General features: G+C 39.3%; 15 protein-coding genes and 2 pseudogenes. 10 read left to right on the top strand and 7 right to left on the bottom strand.

All coding sequences use genetic code 11. The annotated features are described in order from the left end of the window. Positions 1–65: 65 nt before the first annotated feature. Positions 66–705, top strand: a pseudogene (locus VB713_RS28345) (hypothetical protein); the annotation flags it as partial. Positions 706–808: 103 nt separating this feature from the next. Here the strand turns inward: VB713_RS28345 and VB713_RS23615 are convergent. The 4 genes and pseudogenes from VB713_RS23615 to VB713_RS23600 form a co-directional block, all read right to left on the bottom strand. Further along, positions 809–1,792, bottom strand: coding sequence for a sucrase ferredoxin (locus VB713_RS23615; protein ID WP_323313946.1), 984 nt, complete (start codon positions 1,790–1,792; stop codon positions 809–811). A 266-nt stretch (positions 1,793–2,058) separates the two neighbouring features. After that, positions 2,059–2,358, bottom strand: a pseudogene (locus VB713_RS23610) (transposase); the annotation flags it as partial. 14 nt (positions 2,359–2,372) lie between these two features. Then, positions 2,373–2,708 (bottom strand): Uma2 family endonuclease, encoded by a 336-nt coding sequence (locus VB713_RS23605; RefSeq protein ID WP_416242478.1) that lies wholly within the window; start codon positions 2,706–2,708, stop codon positions 2,373–2,375. A gap of 73 nt (positions 2,709–2,781) precedes the next feature. Continuing rightward, positions 2,782–3,984: a phosphoglycerate kinase gene (locus VB713_RS23600; RefSeq protein WP_323313945.1), complete on the bottom strand. Its 1,203-nt coding sequence runs from the start codon at positions 3,982–3,984 to the stop codon at positions 2,782–2,784. Positions 3,985–4,071: 87 nt separating this feature from the next. Here VB713_RS23600 and VB713_RS23595 point away from each other — a divergent pair, with 87 nt between their 5' ends. Both VB713_RS23595 and VB713_RS23590 read left to right on the top strand, forming a co-directional pair. Beyond that, positions 4,072–4,479: a universal stress protein gene (locus tag VB713_RS23595; RefSeq protein ID WP_323313944.1), complete on the top strand. Its 408-nt coding sequence runs from the start codon at positions 4,072–4,074 to the stop codon at positions 4,477–4,479. Between the two features lie 344 nt (positions 4,480–4,823). Then, positions 4,824–6,752, top strand: coding sequence for an alpha-amylase family glycosyl hydrolase (locus VB713_RS23590; protein WP_323313943.1), 1,929 nt, complete (start codon positions 4,824–4,826; stop codon positions 6,750–6,752). 687 nt (positions 6,753–7,439) lie between these two features. Here the strand turns inward: VB713_RS23590 and hemW are convergent. Beyond that, positions 7,440–8,645 carry a radical SAM family heme chaperone HemW gene (gene hemW / locus VB713_RS23585; protein ID WP_323313942.1) on the bottom strand — a complete coding sequence of 402 codons (1,206 nt, stop codon included), beginning with the start codon at positions 8,643–8,645 and terminating at the stop codon, positions 7,440–7,442. A 258-nt stretch (positions 8,646–8,903) separates the two neighbouring features. Between hemW and VB713_RS23580 the strand changes: the two genes are divergently transcribed. Beyond that, complete coding sequence (locus tag VB713_RS23580; protein WP_323313941.1) at positions 8,904–9,980, top strand: PIN/TRAM domain-containing protein; 1,077 nt, start codon at positions 8,904–8,906, stop codon at positions 9,978–9,980. 218 nt (positions 9,981–10,198) lie between these two features. On the opposite strand, the gene VB713_RS23575 is transcribed toward VB713_RS23580, so the two are convergent. Beyond that, positions 10,199–10,708, bottom strand: coding sequence for a GNAT family N-acetyltransferase (locus VB713_RS23575; RefSeq protein ID WP_323313940.1), 510 nt, complete (start codon positions 10,706–10,708; stop codon positions 10,199–10,201). Between the two features lie 123 nt (positions 10,709–10,831). Here VB713_RS23575 and VB713_RS23570 point away from each other — a divergent pair, with 123 nt between their 5' ends. Both VB713_RS23570 and VB713_RS23565 read left to right on the top strand, forming a co-directional pair. Then, complete coding sequence (locus VB713_RS23570; RefSeq protein ID WP_323313939.1) at positions 10,832–11,086, top strand: YlcI/YnfO family protein; 255 nt, start codon at positions 10,832–10,834, stop codon at positions 11,084–11,086. Continuing rightward, positions 11,079–11,501 carry a type II toxin-antitoxin system VapC family toxin gene (locus VB713_RS23565; RefSeq protein ID WP_323313938.1) on the top strand — a complete coding sequence of 141 codons (423 nt, stop codon included), beginning with the start codon at positions 11,079–11,081 and terminating at the stop codon, positions 11,499–11,501. Before VB713_RS23570 ends, VB713_RS23565 begins: the two co-directional genes overlap by 8 nt. 8 nt (positions 11,502–11,509) lie before the next feature. Here the strand turns inward: VB713_RS23565 and VB713_RS23560 are convergent, their stop codons facing one another. After that, positions 11,510–12,889 carry a 1-acyl-sn-glycerol-3-phosphate acyltransferase gene (locus VB713_RS23560; RefSeq protein ID WP_323313937.1) on the bottom strand — a complete coding sequence of 460 codons (1,380 nt, stop codon included), beginning with the start codon at positions 12,887–12,889 and terminating at the stop codon, positions 11,510–11,512. Between the two features lie 205 nt (positions 12,890–13,094). Between VB713_RS23560 and VB713_RS23555 the strand changes: the two genes are divergently transcribed. From VB713_RS23555 to VB713_RS23540, 4 genes are all read left to right on the top strand, one after another. Then, positions 13,095–13,448 carry a Rieske (2Fe-2S) protein gene (locus tag VB713_RS23555; RefSeq protein WP_323313936.1) on the top strand — a complete coding sequence of 118 codons (354 nt, stop codon included), beginning with the start codon at positions 13,095–13,097 and terminating at the stop codon, positions 13,446–13,448. Between the two features lie 94 nt (positions 13,449–13,542). Beyond that, positions 13,543–14,223 (top strand): class I SAM-dependent methyltransferase, encoded by a 681-nt coding sequence (locus VB713_RS23550; RefSeq protein WP_323313935.1) that lies wholly within the window; start codon positions 13,543–13,545, stop codon positions 14,221–14,223. A gap of 448 nt (positions 14,224–14,671) precedes the next feature. Then, positions 14,672–15,019 (top strand): hypothetical protein, encoded by a 348-nt coding sequence (locus VB713_RS23545; RefSeq protein ID WP_323313934.1) that lies wholly within the window; start codon positions 14,672–14,674, stop codon positions 15,017–15,019. Positions 15,020–15,174: 155 nt separating this feature from the next. Further along, positions 15,175–16,083, top strand: coding sequence for a hypothetical protein (locus tag VB713_RS23540; RefSeq protein ID WP_323313933.1), 909 nt, complete (start codon positions 15,175–15,177; stop codon positions 16,081–16,083). Positions 16,084–16,317 lie beyond the last annotated feature (234 nt).

Genomic DNA, 16,317 nt, shown 5'->3' with positions numbered 1-16,317 from the left:
GTAGCGTGCCGGAGGTATCATCCGAAGGAGGAGGTGCTAGGGGTGGGGTGTTATGACACAAAAGAGAATTTCAACCAGGAGAATCGACCAAATTATTTGAAGAAGTTTTAAATACTGTTGATTTAATTTTCCGCAATGGTATTGATTGGAAAGCTTTTGTTAATGCTTTTGGCAAAGTTCAAAGTCAAAATCAAGAAACAGAATTATCTATCCAGAGTATTGAAAATAAAGGTGATGGCGTAGTTGTCATTAAGGTGAATGCATCTGAAGGCGCTGATAAAGAAAAGATTCACAGCAATTTTACTCAAAATTATGGTTCTTTGGTTCTTTTTATGGAAAACCTGGGTTAAAACCATTGAAAGCCTTATTGTGTAGGCATTTCATTGAAAATATGGGCGTAATTGTTTAAAACCCTTACCCCGGAAGGGTTTTGTTATAATCAATCCTCAATCACCATAAAAGAGACGCAAGAGCCAAAATTATTAATTAGCATTGGCAGCAGTAGAAGAAAAATATAAAGCAATTTTACAAGCAAAAGATAATGAAATAGTCATCTATCACCAACAAAGTGCTGACATGAAAGAAATTACTAGCTTATGAGCCAAGAAACCTATAAATGTTAAAGTTGATAACAAAGTAGAGAATAAAAATATGACTAACGATTCTAGCCAGAATATTAATTTTGGCAGAGATTTTAATACAAATTTTGTGTAAAAACATCATATTTAACCATAACGAGTTTCAGTTTCAATTCATCCCCTTTTTTAGAATGAAATAACCTTGGCATTCTTGGTGATTCAAATATCAATTAGTAGTTATTTGCACAAGCCAGCATTTCCCTATCAGATAAAGAAAGATTAGCTACAGCATATTTAACAACCACTGACTCTTGTGTAGCATGACAAGAACTCTTTACTGCTTGAGTTTTGACTGGATCTTTCACAAGTTTAGCCTGGTATGTGTAGAGAGAACCAGACGGTTTTGCAAAACTTATCTCTGCTAACATTGTATTATTATCTAAACTTTTTTCTAATATTTTTCCTGCTACTTTATAGTTAAACCAATCCCATCCTTGATGGAGAATTATTTCTCTTTCTAAAATCTGTAATGCAGACGGCAAAATGCCCCAGCCACGATAAACTTTATTCAAAAATTTAATATCACCAGTACGAGTTAAAATGGATTTGAAAGAATCATGATCAAGAACACCATAATATCTTCCTTCTGCCAAATCTATAGCTGTGGGAGCAAAGCGATGTCCACCAAAGTGGCTTGATTTCCAAACTCGTACATTATCAAAATGCAAATCAGAAATTGTATTTTTAGCATCATAGTAAAAAGAATTTCCATATCTAGCACAACACTGATCATGGCTGCCATGTGTACATACTAAAATATCTCTATTTATATCATTTTCTATCTGACAATCTAGACTTTCATCCAATAACCATTTATGTATAATTCCTGCTACTTGTTCAATATTTGTTAACTTAAACTCTTGCTTACAGTATCCATTGATTAAACCCTCTTGTTTTTGATAAATCAATAAAGTTGTTTCTTTTATTTTATGTGATTGATCATTGGCAATTAAAAGAAACTGAATTGATAGCTTACTACGTTTTACTTCTTCTACTAAAACCCGCAAATTATCTGGAACCCATTTGGATTTAAATGCTTCTGACATCCAAGGTTGAGGACATTCCACTAAAATGTAAGTTTGGTAGTTAGTGGCACTACCAATAATATCTTCTCCTATTTGCCGTGAATAGTCAGAACAAAACATCGTATTCATATAAATGTACTCAAGAATTGATTTTATAGACAAAGGTAATGAAAAAGTAAAATTGTGTTTTTAGCTACCAGCCCTGATACTTTCTTAGATTTATCAACTAAAAACAAGTAGCCACTTTATAAATTTCTGATTTTTTGAAGTCCTTCCGGTTAATAAATCCTCCATTTTTAAAAATAAGCCTCTCCATAAAAAGTATTTCCGTAGCAGTCAAGTTAATTGTGTATCTAAGTTTGTTTACAGGGCATAAAATGGCTCTTGCGTCTCTTTTATGGAAAATTAATACTAAAGTGCCAGTTTAGTAAACTACGTAATCTGAAATTACTAAAGTTACGAAATCCATATCCAAGTCTTTTGATTAATTTGAGTTTATTATTAATTCTTTCCACAGTAACACTGGTAGTTCTGTCGTCAAAATAACCTACGACTTCACCAAACCATCTAACCATTGTTCCTATACTTTTGGGAAAATACGAAAGTCCATCATGCATCCAATCTAATAAATTCATTATGTTTTCATCCCAAGACTTAGTAGATTCAAATATGTCTCGAAATTCTTCTTTTGGTGAAATCTGGACTTATGTCATACTGTATACCTGATGGGCAGGGCTGTTTCATTAGTATTATTTTTATCGGCATAAATAGGCTTTTCATCAGTTAAAATCACATCAGGATAAGTATATTCTCGATATTCGGGAATCCATAAACGTACATCTCCAATAAAAACACGATATTTTTTTCCTCTAATAACATATAATAAAAATGATGCAAAATTAAGCGCGATTTGATTATGATTTGTCGTGCAACCAGTCATAGGTATAATTTCTCCATTGCGATATTCGCTTTTATAAAGTGCTGTTTCCTCTAGTTCTAAATATTCTTCAGGGGTGTAAATATGTTTGCGAGTTTGTACTTGCATATTGTTTTACTTAATTTGGTTAATTGCAGAGAATGAAGGACAAAGCCAAAAACTTCATCCTTCATACTTTCAATTATGCTTCATCCAAAGCTGCAATACCAGGTAAAACCTTACCTTCTAGCAACTCCAAACTAGCACCACCACCAGTAGAAATGTGGCTCATTTGATCAGCTAAACCTACCTTTTCCACAGCCGCTACAGAGTCGCCACCACCGATAATGGTAGTTGTGCCGGTTTTGCCGATTTCTGCTAGAGTATGTGCGATCGCAACTGTACCCGCAGCAAATTTATCAAACTCAAACACACCCATAGGTCCATTCCAAATCACAGTCTTGCAATCAGCCAAAGCCGCTTGGAAAACCTTGATAGAATCAGGACCAATATCTAAACCCATACCATCAGCAGGGATATTCTCAATGCTGACAGTAGTAGCATTAGCATCAGGAGCAAACTTATCTGCGGAGACAATATCTGTAGGCAGCAACAAAGCCACACCGCGTTCCTTCGCTTTAGCTTCCAAAGCCTTTGCTAGTTCCAGCTTGTCTTCTTCTACCAAAGACTTACCAACGCTCAAACCACGGGCTTTATAGAAGGTGAAAATCATCCCACCACCGATGATCAACTTATCGCACTTTTCCAACAGAGTTTCAATAACACCGATTTTGCTGGAAACCTTAGAACCGCCAATAATAGCTGCTAAAGGACGCTTAGGTTCTTCAATTGCACTTTGTAAGTATTGCAATTCCTTCTCAACCAAATAACCAGCTACAGAAGGACTGAGAAACTTAGTTACACCCTCAGTTGAAGCATGGGCGCGGTGAGCAGTACCAAATGCATCATTTACATAAAAATCAGCGTTTGCTGCCAATTTCTTCGCAAATTCAGGATCGTTCTTTTCTTCTTCTTTGTAGAAGCGGACATTTTCTAGTAACAGCACTTGGCCATTTTGCAACGCCGCAACCTTAGCCGCCACATCATCACCAATACAGTCATCAGTTTTGACAACTTCTTGCCCCAACAATTCAGAAAGGCGTTTAGCAACAGGTGTTAAACGTAATTTGTCATCTACACCCTTGGGACGGCCGAAATGACTTGCGAGAATGACTTTAGCACCCTTTTTGGTCAAATCCTGGATAGTTGGCAGCGCAGCCCGAATCCGAGTATCATCAGTAATGCTGCCTTTATCATCCACAGGCACGTTAAAATCAACCCGCACTAAAGCGCGTTTTCCAGATACATCCGCCGCAGATAAACTTGCTAAACTTTTTTTCGACACAGCCAAACTCTCCTGATTGCCTTTTTGTTATGGTTTTGGAATATAACTATCAAGATTTTACCGGAGTGAGGGGTGCTGAGGTGATTTATGTTTAAAACAGTTCTGTTTCCAATTGATCAAAGTCGCGCTGCGCGGGAAGCTGCCGAAGTAGTTACCAACGTTGTGCAGAAATATGGCAGTCGCTTAGTACTGCTGTCTGTGGTGGAAGAACCAGCCGCAGACGCGCCGAATAGCGATCCTATGATGTCTCCAGAGGCTGTTGCTAAACTCCTGGAAAATGCCCAAGCTTTATTTTCTCAGCAGGGTATTACAGCCGAAGTCATGGAAAGACAGGGTAAACCAGCCTTTACTATCTGTGATGTTGCGGATGAAATTGAGGCTAGTTTAATTATTATGGGCTGTCGGGGTTTAGGCTTAACTGATGAGGGTGCTACTGATAGCGTCACCAGTCGCGTTATTAATCTTTCCCCTTGTCCAGTTTTGATTGTTCCTTAAAAACCTGTAGGGTGCGTTATTTTTAGCGCACCGCCGGAAATTTTGGTTTATAAAAATATTTTCTCGTTCCCACAGAGTATGGGAATGGCTTCTGCCTTCCTTTTGAAAGTAGAGTCAGAGCCTCTATGATAGCATTCCCAGCCGGAGACTGGGAACGAGATAAGAGATAAAGCAATACGCCCCTACTTGATTTGATTGAAGTTGATGCTCTCTAATATTTTTTATATCTTAAAAATAGGCGATCGCAATTAAACAAAGAATACCTCCTAGGGAGGTTTACAGAGAAGCTGTCTTATATTTAATCTGAAATACATAATTTCATCCTCATGGATATTGAATTTTGTATGGTACAAACTCCTGGATCACAGTCTTCATCAGAACAGTACAAAGTCGGTTCGGAAAAGACAACTGTAGAAGCGATTATACAAGCGACTACATCAGATACAGAAATTGATTTAGAGTTTCTTTACACCAGAGATATCGAATTTCGCCAAGAAACAATTTACTTTCTCGTAGTTGATCGCTTTCATGATGGTGATCCAGATAATAGTGAAGGTGCTAACTCAAAACTATATGATCCCACTCGCAAAGATTGGGGTAAGTATTGGGGTGGTGACTTACAAGGTGTGATTGATAAATTAGAATATTTGCAAAAAATGGGAGTAACTACTCTTTGGTTAACTCCCCTATTTGAGCAGGTAGAAGATTTATTTATTAGCAATGCCGCAATGCATGGCTATTGGACTAAAGACTTTAAACGAATAAATCCTCGCTATATTGCTGAAGGAGAAGATCCTTCGTTAAATAATACCCAAGAAGAAAAAAATACGATATTCGATCGCTTAATTACCGAACTGCATCACCGCAAAATGAAGTTGGTGTTGGATATTGTCTGCAACCATAGCAGCCCTGATACTAATGGTAGTAAGGGTGAATTGTATGATGATGGAGTCAAAATTGCCGACTTCAACAACGATGTCAATAATTGGTATCACCATTATGGGGAAGTGCAGAATTGGGAAGATGAATGGCAAGTGCAGAACTGTGAATTAGCCGGTTTAGCTACATTCAATGAAAATAATAGTGACTATCGTGAGTACATCAAGTCAGCGATTAAACAATGGCTAGATCGGGGTGTGGATGCACTGCGGGTAGATACTGTCAAGCATATGCCGATTTGGTTTTGGCAAGAATTTACTGGCGAGATGATGAATCACAAGCCAGATGTGTTCATTTTTGGGGAATGGATTTATAACCATCCTAGTGACGATCGCTCGGTGGAATTTGCTAACTACTCCGGGATGACTATTTTGGATTTTGGACTGTGTACGGCGATTCGGGCGGCACTAGGACAAGGTTCTGAAGATGGATTCCACGCAATTCAAGATATCTTTGATCAAGACCATGCTTACAACGGGGCGACTGAGTTAGTCACTTTCATTGATAACCATGATATGTCCCGGTTTCAATCGCTGAATCCTGATCCAGCAATGTTGAAAGTAGCGATCGCTCTCATTATGACTTCTCGCGGCATTCCCTGCATCTATTACGGCACAGAACAATATCTGCACAACGATACTGATGGCGGTAATGATCCTTACAACCGCCCAATGATGGATAAATGGGATAACGATACAGAAATTTATCGCACTATCAGACTGCTATCTGGTTTGCGACGACTAAATCCCGCTGTCGCAATGGGTAGCCAATGGCCAAAATACATCACACCTGACGTTTACTGTTATGTGCGCCGCTATCGTGATTCTCTGTGTTTTGTCGCACTCAACCGGGGTGGAGAAGTCACTCTCCCAGAAGTTGAAACCGAACTATCCGACGGTGAACATACCTGTGTAGTAACTCGCAATAAGTATGAAGTTAAAGATGGCAAGATTTATAATTTGCAACTGGAAGAACGGGGAGTAATTGTTTTCAGCCGCGTGGGAGAACGCATTCAAGGGGAAACAATTGTCCGCGTGCAACTCAATGGCGTAAATACCCAACCAGGAGAAACCATTGTTGTGACTGGGGACTGTCCAGAGTTGGGTAACTGGGATATTGCGAAGGCATATCCTCTAGAGTACATCAACGCTAATACTTGGTTTGCGGAGATTCCTTTTGATGAGAGTGCAGGTAATTTAATCAGTTACAAGTATGCCATGTGGCGGGAAGGGCGATCGCCTCTGCGGGAAAATCTCGTCAATCGCCGTTGGGTAATTGCCAAAGAAGGTACTGTTAAATGGCGTGATACTTGGGCTTCGGGTAGGGAATCTTAATCTATAAATTTTGTAGAAACGTTCTTTTTTGGAGATATCTAATAACTCAAGTTGCTAGTTATCTAGTTGAGAACGGGAATGGGTCATTGGTCATTGGTCATTAGTGAATAATTTTCTGTTTTAATCCTGTAAATCCTTAAATCCTGGATATCCTGATTCAGACATTTTCCCTAACTAGCAACTTACGTTAATATACTAGACATCTCCGAGAATGAATGTAGAGACGTTCCATGTAACGTCTCTACTACAAGGGTTTCAGGTGACGCATATTTAATTTTTGGAGATGTCCAATCCAGACGACTGAGACTTGAACTTTTACAAAATTAAGAAAAAACCTAAACCCTCACCTCATGGAATCAAACGATTAAGCATTTTTGTAAAATTGTGATTTCATAATTATTGTGTTGAGAATACTCTTCACCCGATTTTAGATTAACTTCTTCTTTAAAAAAGAGGCTTGAAACCCTTGATTTTAGATTTGCATTTTAATCCAAAGTCTAAAATTATTCAGTCAAGAAATTGCAAAGCCTTTAGGGGTGGGTTTTCTCGCCCTCGATTGTACTGCATCCGACCGATAACCGCTATATTAGCTTTGAATCATAATTAATTGCATATATTCTGCAAATAGAAGTTTCTTTCTGCTACACAATGGTTTCTAACTTTTTCGGAAAAATGCAGGTAATTTATTCACTCACCCAATTTATCAAATAAATCTGCCAATACCACATTAGAAAATAAAAATCCATTAGGATCAATTAAACGTAACCTTTCTTCCACGATTTCCACCCAACCCTTACCAAAATAAGGTTGCAAACACTGTTTAATTTCCTCTACTTTGCCTTTTCCAAACTTCTCCACCAACGTCATCAAACTCAAACCTTCTGCTAACCGCAACCCCAACATTAAAGTTTCTAACAATTCTTCATCTGGGGGTGTAATTTCACAATCAATCACTGCGCCATTTTGCAACCATTCGTAATATTCCATAGTTTTTCGTGGACGGGTGAAGCGTTTACCTTGCACATAACTAGCTGCACCCATACCAAAAGCATAATAAGGGAGATTTTGCCAATAAACCCGATTATGTCTACACTGATGTCCACTTTTGGCATAGTTAGAAATTTCATAATGTTCATAACCTGCACCGGTTAAGACTTTTTGCCCTTGTTGGTACATTTGAACAGTGGTTTCATCTGTCGGTAGGGGATTATCTCCTGGTTTGTAATAACGACCAAAAGCTGTCCCTGGTTCTATGGTTAAATCATAAATAGAGATATGGGTGGGGGCAATTTCTACTGCTTTAGTGAGGGAATCTTGCCATTGAACCAAAGACTGATGTGGCAACCCGGAAATTAGGTCTAAGCTAAATTCGGGTATCTCGACTTGGTGGATTAACTCTATAGCTGCAAAGATATCATCAACGGAGTGCGATCGCCCTGCAAGTTTTAATAATTCATCTTGAAAGGCTTGCACACCTAAACTTACCCGGTTTACACCCACACTGCAATAACCTGCAATATGTCCTAAATCAAATGTACCGGGGTCCATTTCCATAGAAATTTCTGCCCCCTCCGCAATACCAAAACGCTTCTCTAACGCTGTTAATATACATTGCAACTGTTCTGTCGATAACAGCGAAGGAGTACCACCACCAAAAAAAATTGTCTCTAGGGGTTGACTCAAGGTTGGTGAGATGCTGATTTCGTGACAAACTGCCTCAACATACTGGCAAATCGTAGCAGATGTTTCCCTCCGTGAGCGGTACATTGGGTCAGCGTAGCTATCGCCCACCACAAACACCGGGAAATCACAATAAAAACACCGTCGCCGACAAAAGGGAATATGTACATAAGCAGCAGTGGGAACTGCAACAGCAACATCTTTTAGACTCATTATGATCAAAAATTAAATTAATTTCATGGACAAATAAAAATCATGAAAATGAGTAGTTTGTTTACAACTTTTTATCTTTTGATAACAAAAATAAGAATAGTTATGCAGAGAAAACTCTTTAGTTATAATGTTTGCATATATTGTATTAACTGCCGAAGCACCTAGTTTAAGTTCATATTTCTCAATCAACCTCACCGTTGATCTAAAAAATACCTTACTCTACTGGGTAAATCACAGTTGTAGGAAAAAACCACAATCATGCTTGATTTCATTATCATTATCTCATTTATTCTGGCTGCATCGGGAATAGGTTACTACAGCACCGAACTACTCCCCCCTGGAACCCTCAACGGAGTCACAAACCTAGACGCATTGCGCTTAGTTGTTGCTGTCTTTGCTGCTATTATCGGTGGTGCAATTGGGCTGAGTTTCCAGACTGCATATCGTCGCTTAGAAGCGCAAGTCCGCGAAATGCCCCTGGAAGTCATTTTAACCCGTGCCATTGGCTTAGTAATTGGGCTATTACTCGCCAATTTAATGTTAGCCCCGCTATTTTTACTACCCATTCCCGCAGATTTTGGATTTATTAAACCTCTTGTGGCAGTTGTCGGCAGTATAATACTTTCCGTTACTGGCATGAATTTGGCAGATACTCACGGACGGGGTTTATTACGGTTAATTAATCCCAACACCGTAGAAACCTTAGTGGTAGAAGGAACCCTGAAACCAGCCAATACCAAAGTCTTAGATACTAGTTGCATTATTGATGGTCGCATTGAAACCCTATTAGAAACAGGATTCTTGGAAGGGGTGATACTTGTACCGCAATTTGTTTTACAAGAATTACAACAAGTTGCTGATGCCAGTAAAGATCAAAAGCGGGTGCGGGGAAGACGGGGACTAGAAATACTCAACCGCATTAAAGAAACTTACCCTGAACGCATTCTCATCAACCCAGCAGACTACGAGGATATTAGCACAGTTGATGCTAAATTGGTAAAATTTGCCCAAGAAATCAACGGTACGCTATTAACTAATGACTACAATTTATCTAAAGTTGCTAGTGTGCAGAAAGTCCCAGTTTTAAATGTCAATGATTTGGTAAATGCAGTTCGTCCTTCTTATTTACCTGGAGATAATCTAGATTTAAAAATTCTCAAAGAAGGTAAAGAACCAACTCAAGGTGTTGGCTATTTAGATGACGGAACAATGGTAGTTGTTGAAGAAGGCCGCAGTTATGTTGGTGGTGAATTACGGGTAGTTGTCACCAGTGCTTTACAAACTTCCGCCGGGAGGATGATTTTTGCCAAACCTCAAGCTTCCGCATTAGCGTGAGAAAAATGTGCGGAAAATAGAATTAATTCTGAAAATCGGTGCAGTTTCCTACACCGATTTTTATTTGGTGATTGTGCAGGATAACAGTCTAATATATAAGTACTTCCCGGTGTTATGAAGTACAAGAACCCCACCCCCAAACCCTTATTCCTCTGTGTCCTCTGCGCCTCTGCGGTTCGTTTATCTTGGGTAATTTATTTTTTGAAAGTCCCTTAGATTCAGACTTCTAGATTTTTTGAGCCTTCATCTAGATTCATCATCATTTCGTAAGTTGCTATATTAAATCCGTTAGCTTCAAATAGCTTTTTTGCAAATTCATTTTGTGCAGCTACTTGAAGTATCAAAACTTTTGTTCCTAACTGTTTAGCTGCATCTATTGAAGCATTTAAGAGTAATTTTCCTGCTCCTAGTCCCCGCACTGATTCATCAATGTAAATATCATGAAGCCATACTGCTTCTGGTGAAATATCAACAAAACTGCTTTCTTCTAATCGTATAAATGAGTACCCAACGATTTCATTTTCTACTTCTATAACTAATACAACTGCTTTTGGGTTATCAATTTGTTCAGCAAAGAAATCAAAAAGCTGTTGTTCATGATTTGTAAATTCAACAAACCTGTATGGATTGTAGTTTTGATGTTGATGTACTAGCTTGATTGCATACTTTGTCACGCCTTGATGATCATTTATGGTTGCTTTTCTGATTTTAATAGTTGGCTTTTTCATTTTTTTACATATAGATCAACAAATTTTATGATTTAGCGATCGCACTCTCATGACCAAAGGCACACTAATACAGATAATAGTTACACTATATGATATCATTTTATAACTATAGCTATTGTAACTATGGAACGAGAGGCAGTAACTATCCGCATTCCTGCTCACCTACTTCAGCAAGCAAAGCAGTTACGAGAGAGCAGTGAGTCTTTTAATGAGATGGTTGTAGAAGCGATCGCTCATGAAGTGCGAAGAAGGCGCTCCCTGGCAGCCCATCAGCGGATTGTGGCTCGTAGTGCTGAAGTGGAAGCTCAAACAGGTATGCAATCAAGCTCTTTAGACTTGATTCGTCATTTGCGAGCAGGTGAGGAACGGCGTGACTAAGTGTATTGACACCAGTGTTTGGATTCCCTATCTTTTACCGGAAATACTGCAAACCCAAGCCAGACAATTGATTATTCCCTTACTGACATCAAATATGCGCTTAGTTGCTCCAGCATTTGCATGGGCTGAAGTTGGGTCAATATTGCGAAAAAAAGCTAGATTGGGAACAATTACCGCAGCACAAGCAGAGGCATTTTATGATGATTTTTGCCAAATGCCTGTTGAGTACCTCGATAGTGATGCTATCCGCACCAAAACTTATGCGATCGCAGAAAAATTCTCTCTGACAACTCTCTATGATGCTGCTTTTCTGGCAGTTGCCGAGCTAGAATCAGCCGAATTTTGGACAGCGGACCAATCTTTGCTCAATACGCTCGTATCATGCCCCGCATGGGTTAAAAAACTTAATGCATAATTCAGGCATCATCCCACACCTGTTAACCCCTCCAACACCTGCTGCAAATCGTTTGTTAATTCAGACACTGCTTGTCTAGCTCCCACACGACTCCCCTTATACCCCGAATAACGTTCAGAAACAGATATCGGTGTACCCACAGTAATTTTCACCTGTTGCTTACCCAACTGCGGACGCTGTAAAGGATTATTGCCATTGATTTTATTGACCATACTCCATAAAAGCAAGGTTGTTTCTGCAAATCTTTCTACTGTTGGTTTTTCGCGGATATAAATCCCAGAAACGGCGACAAAACTCTCAACTAACCTCATGTGCCACATCCGCAAATAAGCTTCTTCGGCAATTTTATCGCCTAAATTTATCTCAATTGGTGATAATAATTCAATATCCTTAAAATCTTCTCTAAAGATATAATTCCAACCTGCTTGTTCTACCCTTCTACATCTATCATTCCAATTGCCTCTAGATGGTAAATCGAAATATTGTTCAGCAATAAATAAGGCTACATTCATGACGGCTTGTAACCGATAAGCTAGGGCTTCATTTCTATCTTTAATTTCTCCATTAATAATCTTTTCATCTGGCAATGTTTGATGATAAAATCGGGTATAAAATTGCTCCATTATAGATAATAAATGTTCTGCTAAACTCAATAATCGAGGATAAAGGATCTCAAAAGAAGTACTAGTAGATGGGTTGACAGATAAACCACTAGCTGATTCTAATTCAGTTAATAAATTTGCGATCGCTTCCCAAGGTTCATTAATGTAACTATACTGAAGTCCAATTGGTAAAATTAACACCTCTTCACTTCTACCAGCTTTCTGTAAATCTTCGGCACACCAAAAGCCCATTTGAGCAATACCTGGTTCCAAAGGACTGACAATTTCTGATAACCCATTAGTTGCACCTTCTGGTGCAGCAGCCATAGGAAACTGACCATTCATATACAAATCCCGCGCTGAACGCAACCCTGTCCAGTCAGCTTTACCCCGTTGAATGGAAGTACCACCTAAATGAGAAGCAAGCCAACCAATATGTTGACCAGCCCAGAGAGGAATACCCCGATCATAGATAAAATGGGCATGAATTGGATGCTGTAGTTGTATACCTTGCTCTCGTGCTGCCTTGGGTATAAGTTGGGAAAACAAATAAGCTAAACAAAGTGGATCTTCTGTTTGAGGATGACGGAACGCCAACATGAAGCGGATTTTACCTGCCTGGAACTGCTGATAGATATCTACCAAAACTTTGACATTTTCGGCTTCAATTTGGTGAATGGGAGTTTTCCAGCGTATCCAGTTGGGTAACAAAAGATGTACACATCTTAATAATAATGGGTTAAACGCTGGGGGAATAAATTCTAAAGGTGGTTGTGCTTGGTACATAAAATTTGACAAAGTAATTTTCTCCGCAAGTAATAATGAGAATATTTATAACGTTTCTTTTTAAGATAGCCTAGGGATTGTCACTAATGGGTAGAGTATAAGCGAACTGACAAAAGCCCTCCGGGCATCCAAGAAAGAGCGCGATCGCACTTGTCACCCGTTAAGGGCAAACTGAGAACAGATTCTGTAAAGAAAGGAGAACTCTATGGCTTGGACTAAAATTCTGGCTGCTAATGCATTAGCACCTGGTGCTAGAGAAGTTGTGAAAGTAGGGGACAGAAAAATTCTGGTGTTAAACCACGAGAATAACCTTTATGCTGTGGAAAATAACTGCCCTCATTTAAATTTACCCATGAAATCTGGGAAAATTAAAGACGGAACGATTGTTTGCTCTTTCCACCGGAGTGCTTTTGACTTGAGTACTGGTGAAGTGCAAACTTGGTGTCCTTGGCCACCCGGAGTAGGTAAGTTAATGTCAATGGTTTCCCAAGCCAAAGCCCTACCAGTATTCCCGGTGCGTGTGGAAGATGGCAATATTTTGATTGATGTTCCAGAGTAATAGAAACTAGTTCTGTATAGCGATCGCTTGATGGGACTCCTGAGAGCGATCGCATCTAGCAAATATAGATTTTAGCTTGAAACCCATAACTAGTATGAGTGAACAACAACCAGAAACCATACAGCAGAAGATTAAACAATTAGCCACCCAAGCAATAAAACAATCAAACCCCTCATCCTGGTTTGAAGTCTTATATGCAGAATCTCAAGGTGATGCAAATCAAGTACCTTGGGCAAACTTAACCCCCCATCCCTATTTACAAAATTGGCTAAACACTTATCCTCACACCCGTGACAAGCCTTCAGCCCTGGTAATTGGTTGTGGCTTAGGAGATGATGCCGAAGCTTTGGCTAAACATGAATTTCATGTCACAGCCTTTGATATCTCTCCCACAGCAGTTACTTGGTGTCAGCAAAGATTTCCTGATTCGGCTGTTACTTATATGGTTGCAGATTTGTTCGCAATTCCTACCCAATGGCAGCAAGCTTTTGACTTAGTATTTGAATGTCGGAATATTCAAGCACTACCATTGAATGTACGTTCCCTAGTCATTGAATCAGTTGCTTCTATGGTTGCAGTCGGGGGAACCTTATTAATAATTACAGGATTTCGAGAAACAGAAGCCGAACCAGATGGCCCACCTTGGTTTGTGTCTGAGTCCGAACTTACTCAATTTACAGCATGGGGATTAACAGAGATTTCTCGCCTTCCGTTCTTAGAATCTCACAAACAACACCTGAGAATTGAATATCGGCGGGAATTGTCTACTAAATAACAATACCTTGTCTATTTTCTGTAGGTTGGGTTAAGCGACAGCGCAACCCAACGCATTTTTTGGGTTGAAGCATGAAACCAAACCTTGTATATTAAGACTTTTTTCGATTTGGACAAGGTATTGAAATAAATCTACAAAATTTTACATACAGTATATTGCAGGTAAAAGGAGTACAAAATTTAACTCAAATACCAAGTATCAAGTGAGTTTTATACTAAAAACGGGTTAAAAGTGTCATTCTGTAGCTTGCTTCCCGTAGGGTACGAAGTGAAGAATCTCCGAGATACTTCCCTGCACTACGTTACGGTCAGTATGACATAAGTCCAAGTTTGACCCGTTTGCAGTATATGACTAACTCCTGAATTTTGATAATAAATCTCTCATGACTTGTCCGTTATGAGCTTCCGTATTATAGGATGAACAGAGTGTTACAAGGCCTGGGGCTATTATGGCTCGCTATACCTGTTCGTTTATTATTTCTGTTCCCATTGATCAGTTACAAGGATTACTAATACAACTTCTACAGGAATGTCATTTAGAGGTTCAATACTATACAGCGGACTACATTATGGCCCGTGAAATTCCCGGTCAAGTATCCTTTTCTAAATTAGTGACAATAGAAGTACTGATTGATAAATCCAATGCTACAGAAACCGAAACCGGGATGAATATTATCATGAAAAATGAGGAACTCCCACTTCAATTAAATAATCACTGCCGACAAATATTTGATTTTGTGAGGCAGTCCATTGAACACAGCCGACATTGGCATCTAATTGAAAGTATTTCTAGTTAACATTCTCCCGACTGTAAAAATAAGCAATAGCGAAATTTTCACAAAAAGTCGGGAAATTTTTGGTTCCGCAAATCCACTTAAACTATATTCCTGATGTTATGGTATAAATAAATTATCTAGGCAACCATATTACAGTAATAGCTTCACTACCAGGTATGCAAAGTAATCTTAATCCCCTCGAATTTCTGAGTGACAAGGTGCAAGCAGCTGTTACTGATACTCAGAATTTAGCTCACCAAGGCATTGCTAAAATACAAGAAACTACAACTCAGATAGGCAATTTTGCACAAGCAGCACCCAGTTCAATAGTTAGTGCTGGTATAATTGCCACTCAAGAAGCTTTTAAAATCGCTCATCATATCCGGTTTGAGAACTTGCCAGCAAATCTGCAATTTAAATTTGCACGGGCTGGAGTGCGTAATGGAATGCGTGATATTCAAGAAGCTGCAAAAGTGTTTGAAAGCATTCCTGCACAGATTCGCGCTCAAGGCCCAGAAGCAATTCGAGCGTTTTGTAAAGATAAAGACTGGAGTCATATCCAAGCTCATGTTAATGGAGGTGGCAGCGAAGCCACTAACGGCATTTTTGAGCATTTTTGGATTAACCGCGCTCGTGGTGGCGTAGACATGACACCAGAAGAACTAGCCGTAGCCCAGCAGGTTTTAGCTGACGCAGCATTTAAAGCCGCAGTGGCAGAAGTGGTGGGAGCAGTTTTAAAAGGAGTAGTTGCCGCAGCAGCAATTGAGTTGGTATTCTCCATCCTAGAAAATTCGTTGTTATGCGTCGAAGGTAAAATTACACAACAGGAATTAGTACAGAAAGTCGCCACAGCTACCGCTAAAGCAGGTATAGCAGGTGGTGTAATCACAGGAATTTTACTGACAATTTGTATGATATTCCCACCTATAGCCGCACTTTTAGGCGCAGCAGCCATTCCCCTTGCAGTTGCAGGTATTGGTTTTATGGGAGTTCGCGCTTGGGAAATTTTCTGTCATGCAGATAGCTTGTTTAGCATCACTGAACAGACACAAAAATTCCTGGGAATGTCTGAAGCTACAAGTTAAATTAGACTCCAACAATATCCTTCTACAGTACAAACTGCACATGATATGTGTGAACGAAATTGCCTAGTTTCAGGCTTTTGGCATCACATATTAGTATGGTGCGTCAGATAGATAAAATCTGTTGTTTGCTAAATTATCGGTTCTGATGCACCCTACAAGAGATAAAATCCATAATTCTATATCAATACCTTGTCCATTTTTTGTAGGTTGGGTTAAGCGACAGCGCAACCCAAC

This window comes from Anabaena cylindrica UHCC 0172, from assembly GCF_034931625.1.
Lineage (GTDB): Bacteria > Cyanobacteriota > Cyanobacteriia > Cyanobacteriales > Nostocaceae > Anabaena > Anabaena cylindrica_A.
This window is presented reverse-complemented; position numbering and strand designations above follow the sequence as displayed.

What these genes read in the sequence shown, in the direction of transcription:
- VB713_RS23615 (WP_323313946.1), bottom strand. Translation starts at nt 1,792, where the DNA reads ATGAATACGATGTTTTGTTCTGACTATTCACGGCAAATAGGAGAAGAT.
- VB713_RS23605 (WP_416242478.1), bottom strand. Translation starts at nt 2,708, where the DNA reads ATGCAAGTACAAACTCGCAAACATATTTACACCCCTGAAGAATATTTA.
- VB713_RS23595 (WP_323313944.1), top strand. Translation starts at nt 4,072, where the DNA reads ATGTTTAAAACAGTTCTGTTTCCAATTGATCAAAGTCGCGCTGCGCGG.
- VB713_RS23590 (WP_323313943.1), top strand. Translation starts at nt 4,824, where the DNA reads ATGGTACAAACTCCTGGATCACAGTCTTCATCAGAACAGTACAAAGTC.
- hemW (WP_323313942.1), bottom strand. Translation starts at nt 8,645, where the DNA reads ATGAGTCTAAAAGATGTTGCTGTTGCAGTTCCCACTGCTGCTTATGTA.
- VB713_RS23580 (WP_323313941.1), top strand. Translation starts at nt 8,904, where the DNA reads ATGCTTGATTTCATTATCATTATCTCATTTATTCTGGCTGCATCGGGA.
- VB713_RS23575 (WP_323313940.1), bottom strand. Translation starts at nt 10,708, where the DNA reads ATGAAAAAGCCAACTATTAAAATCAGAAAAGCAACCATAAATGATCAT.
- VB713_RS23570 (WP_323313939.1), top strand. Translation starts at nt 10,832, where the DNA reads ATGGAACGAGAGGCAGTAACTATCCGCATTCCTGCTCACCTACTTCAG.
- VB713_RS23560 (WP_323313937.1), bottom strand. Translation starts at nt 12,889, where the DNA reads ATGTACCAAGCACAACCACCTTTAGAATTTATTCCCCCAGCGTTTAAC.
- VB713_RS23555 (WP_323313936.1), top strand. Translation starts at nt 13,095, where the DNA reads ATGGCTTGGACTAAAATTCTGGCTGCTAATGCATTAGCACCTGGTGCT.
- VB713_RS23550 (WP_323313935.1), top strand. Translation starts at nt 13,543, where the DNA reads ATGAGTGAACAACAACCAGAAACCATACAGCAGAAGATTAAACAATTA.
- VB713_RS23545 (WP_323313934.1), top strand. Translation starts at nt 14,672, where the DNA reads ATGGCTCGCTATACCTGTTCGTTTATTATTTCTGTTCCCATTGATCAG.
- VB713_RS23540 (WP_323313933.1), top strand. Translation starts at nt 15,175, where the DNA reads ATGCAAAGTAATCTTAATCCCCTCGAATTTCTGAGTGACAAGGTGCAA.